The sequence below is a fragment of the Brotaphodocola sp. genome (assembly GCF_050873065.1).
Taxonomy (GTDB): Bacteria; Bacillota; Clostridia; order Lachnospirales; family Lachnospiraceae; genus Brotaphodocola.
On sequence record NZ_JBNMIC010000100.1, the window covers coordinates 1 to 4673 of the forward strand.

At 50.4% G+C, this 4673-nt stretch carries 3 protein-coding genes and 1 pseudogene; all 4 read right to left on the bottom strand.

The annotated features are described in order from the left end of the window. Window positions 1-1499 (bottom strand): PolC-type DNA polymerase III N-terminal domain-containing protein (locus tag ACR0QE_RS13075; RefSeq protein ID WP_432628774.1); only part of this gene is annotated, 1499 nt, incomplete at its 3' end. Window positions 1500-1533: 34 nt separating this feature from the next. Beyond that, complete coding sequence (ispG, locus tag ACR0QE_RS13080) at window positions 1534-2628, bottom strand: flavodoxin-dependent (E)-4-hydroxy-3-methylbut-2-enyl-diphosphate synthase (RefSeq protein WP_432628775.1); 1095 nt, start codon at window positions 2626-2628, stop codon at window positions 1534-1536. A gap of 171 nt (window positions 2629-2799) precedes the next feature. Next, window positions 2800-3942: a M50 family metallopeptidase gene (locus ACR0QE_RS13085; protein ID WP_432628776.1), complete on the bottom strand. Its 1143-nt coding sequence runs from the start codon at window positions 3940-3942 to the stop codon at window positions 2800-2802. A 141-nt stretch (window positions 3943-4083) separates the two neighbouring features. Then, a pseudogene (locus ACR0QE_RS13090) lies at window positions 4084-4673 on the bottom strand (1-deoxy-D-xylulose-5-phosphate reductoisomerase); the annotation flags it as partial.

Below are 4673 nucleotides of genomic sequence, written 5' to 3' on the forward strand. Positions count from 1 at the left end.
ACTAAATACCCCTCCACCCCATACAGGATCTTGAATTCATCCCCTTTGTCAAGCGCATGGTTCGCCTCGGTGAACGCCTGCACGCATCCGTGGTCCGTCACGGCGATCGCCGGCATTCCCCATGATTTTGCGCGCTTTACAATGTCCTTGACATCGCTGACTCCATCCATATCGCTCATCTTTGTGTGACAGTGAAGCTCTACGCGCTTTAACGGACTGTGATCCATGCGCTTGCTCGTAAAATCTTCACCTTTCTTGATTCCGCGCACGGATCCGATTGTGAGTTCTCCGTCAAAACGGTCAATCGTTGTCATTCCGCGCAGACGGATAAAGGATTTCTCAGCCGTCGCCTTGTTGACATCCTCAAGCGCATCCTGATCCGCAAAAATCTTGACCGTGATCGTATCCGTAAAGTCTGTGATCTGGAACATGACAATCGTCTTTCCGTTTTTGAGCTCGCGGCTGTCTTTCTTTAAAATCTTTCCGCGGATTGTGACCTCACCGATCTCTCCCTCGATCTTTTCGATCTCAATAAAGTCATCCTCAAAATCACGTCCGTAGAGCACATCCGGATTGTCGGATTTCTTGCGGTATCCACCGGAACTCCAGTCACTCTTCTTGAAGTTTTCGCGCTTTCCACCACGTAAGACTCCCGGATGGGAACCGGCTCCGCCAGACGCCGCTTCCTTATGAGAATCAGAGGATACGGCTGCACTCTTTGCAGAATTTCCTCCGGCTGATGCTCCAGCAACTGCCGCCGCTTTCCCTGTTGTTCCATTTGCCCCTGCACCGGCAGATTTCTGCGCTCCAATTTCTCTCGATCCGGCTCCTCCGGCTGATACAGCCGCGGACTGTCCCTCTATTCCGTCCTGACCACCGCCCTCTGCCCTCGCACGCAGATTCAGCACATCCGCAACCGCCGCCGTCATCCGCATCGCCTCCTGCTCTGCGAGAAGCTCCCTCTCAATCGAGGCTTTCGCGCGTGTCGCCGGAATGTATTCAAACTCAATCTCAACAGGAATCGAACAGCGCTCATAGAAGACTTTCTCGAGAATCCGCTTGAGTTCTCCAGCCTTCTCCCGGTTGATCATCGTGTCCTCCACCGTCATGTGCAGAAGATCCGGCTCCGGAAAAGTAAACTGTGCCTTTCTGAAAATCGAGTACTCCACAATGCTGTAATGCTTGAGTTCGAGGAGCAGGCTGTCACGGTATGCGGCCAGAAGCTTCTCCGGTGTATACTGCTCGGACAGACGATATTTTTCAAAAATCTTGATCTGGATCTGTTTGCCATAAAAAAGCTGTTCTGCAATTCCGCGCTCCAGATCCATGATATTTTTTCGATGGATCAGACGCGGACTCTCGATGTACACGCGGATCAGACGGCGGTCTCTCGTCATGGAGACGCGGTCTACCTTCACCATCCCCATCAGTTCCTTCATCTGATCCGTCATATGTAATCCGGGAAATACTTCCAGAAATTCTTTCATCGTGCGTCTCATCCATCCTTTCTTATTTTCTCATCTGCTTTTTTATTTATTTTATTTCTTTTGCATCTCTTGCTTTCTGCTCTTCGGAGGCTTTCACAAGTTCTGCGCGCAGTGCCTGCAAAAGGTCACTCTCCGGAAGTTTCTTTACAACCTCTCCGTGCTTGATCAAGAGACCTTCTTTGATTCCGCCTGCGACACCGAAATCAGCCTCTCTCGCCTCGCCCGGTCCGTTTACGACGCAGCCCATCACGGCAACCTTGAGATTTAAGTGATCAAACTCAGTCACCATATTCTCAACCTTGTTTGCAAGGCCGATCAGATCGATCTGGGTACGTCCGCAGGTCGGGCAGGAGACAACCTCGATTCCACCCTTGCGCAGTCCGAGTGTCTTTAAGATTCTCTTTGCGGACTTGATCTCCTCAAGCGGATCTCCCGTCAGAGAAACGCGGATCGTGTCTCCGATTCCCTGATAGAGGATGATGCCGAGTCCGACTGCCGACTTGATATTTCCGGAGGAGAGCGTTCCCGCCTCGGTGATGCCGACGTGGAGCGGATAATGCGTCTTCTTGCTGATCAGCTCGTGCGCATGCACGCACATCATAACATCAGAGGACTTGATGCTGATAACCAGATTGTCGTATCCCATACGCTCAATCATCGCAACTTTGTCAAGTGCACTCTCAACGATTCCCTCGGCGGTCACGCCGCCGTATTTCTCGATCAGATTTTTCTCGAGGGAACCGCTGTTGACACCGACACGGATCGGCACTCCATACTTCTTTGCAGTGTCCACAACCGCCTGTACGCGCTCCTCGGAACCGATATTGCCCGGATTGATGCGGATTTTGTCTGCCCCGCTCTCAATCGCTGCAATCGCAAGGCGGTAATCAAAATGAATATCTGCAACCAGCGGAATATGAATCTGCTTCTTGATCTTGCTGATCGCCGCTGCCGCCTCCATCGTCGGAACAGCGACACGGATGATGTCGCATCCCGCCTTCTCAAGCGCAAGAATCTGTGCAACCGTCGCCTCCACATCTTCCGTCTTCGTGTTGCACATCGACTGGATCAGAATCGGATTATCCCCGCCGATCACGCGGTTTCCAATATGAATCTCTTTTGTCTTCATTCGCTCTGCCATAACTTGTTTCTCCTCCCCGTTTTTATCCGTTTTCTCTTTCCGTTATTTATTGCTTGCTTTCTTTCCTCTGCCATCTAAGTTTACCTGATTTACATAATCCCGCAAACTGATCCTATCGATTCTTTCTCTTATCATTGTAAGTGCATGGTAAGTGCGGACGATTCACATGGACTAGCGAATCACCAGCTTACTGATATCATTAAAGAGCACAAGCACCATCAGCGCCATTAAAACCATCATTCCTGCCATATGAACGGCATTCTCAATCTTTGGATCATTCGGCTTTCTGCGCACCAGCTCAATCAGCAAAAACAATAATCTTCCGCCATCGAGTGCCGGAATCGGAAGAAGGTTCATGATTCCAAGACTGGAGCTTAAAAGAAGCACCCAGTTTGAGAGAACCAGAATCACTGCCTTTGTTCCCACTTCGCGCCCCTCCTGCACAGTCTCTCCGACCATTCCTACAATGCCGACCGGACCGCTGATCGCCTCATCGACTTTCACCTGACGATGCACGAGCATCCGAATACTGTCAAAGGTCGACACAACACAGTATCTCACCTCATATACACTGTCACTGATCAGCTCTCCGATCCCGTGCACCTTCTCATATCCGCGAAACTGCACACCGATTAAGTAGGACTGGTACTCCTGACTGTAAGCCGGAGTCAGCGTCACACTGCGTTTTTCAAATCCGCTCTTTGTCTCCCCGTTTTCACCTGTCGGACGTTCATAATGAATGACCATCTCTTCTCCCGGGTGGGAAAATGTATAGAGCTGGACGTCCCGGTATGCGTAAATCTTTCTTCCGTTGATCTTTGTGATCCGGTCGCCTGCCTGAAGTCCTGCCTCCTGAGCCGGAGACCCTTCTGTCACCCCGTAGAGAACCGGCGCATCGTGACCGACTGCATGCACAATCACAAGTGCAAACAGAAATGCCAGAATAAAGTTAAAGACCGGGCCTGCCGCAATCACAAGAATCCGCGCAAGGACCGGCTTATTCCCGAATGCGTTCGGATCCGGATGTTCGGTATCACTGTCCTCCCCGACCATCATACAGGAGCCGCCAAACGGGAGCAGTTTCAGAGAATATACCGTAGTCTCTGATTCCGGTGCAAGCGCATCCTCCTCGGCGCGCGCAAAAAGCCGCACCTTATAAGTTCCATTCTTTTTTATCAGACTGACAAGACGGGGACCCATGCCGATAGAAAATTCCACGACACCGATCCCGTTAAGTTTTGCCAGCAGAAAATGACCGAATTCATGTACCAGTACGATAAAGCCAAAGAGCAATACCGCCGCCACAATATTCAGCAATTTACCACCTGCTTTCTAAATATGATCTTATTTTTTCATTCCAATGACATGCCACAGTCAGAAGGGGATTATCTCCCCTGCCGAGAATGTTTGTGATGCCCCATCTACAGAGGAGGGAGATCCACTCTGAGTGATCCCTTACATATTAAACTGCATCATCTGCAAAAATTCATACGTCTCGCGCTCTGTCTCAAGAATCTGCTCCACATCCGGATTTTCTACTGTGTGATGGTGTTCCATCGCAGCCTCGATCATCTCGACGATCGCAAGATACGGAATCTCTCTCTTTAAGAATTTTCCTACTGCGTATTCATTTGCCGCATTGTAGACAGTCGGAAGGGAACCTCCGCGCCGTCCTGCCTCATAGGCGAGTTTCGGGCCGCTGAATACCTCCATATCCGGCGCCTCAAAGGTAATTTTACCCATTTTTGCAAAATCCAGACGATCTCCCGGAAGAAATCTTCTCTGCGGATAGTAGAGCGCATACTGGATCGGAAGTTTCATATCCGGTGTTCCAAGCTGTGCAATCACCGCTCCGTCCTCATACTCGACCATCGAGTGAATCACGCTCTGCGGCTGTACCACCACCTCGACCTGATCCATGTCGACATCAAAGAGCCAGTGTGCTTCCATAACTTCGAGTCCCTTGTTGACCATCGTGGAAGAATCGATCGTGATCTTTCTTCCCATCGACCAGTTTGGATGTTTGAGTGCATCCTCAAGCTGAA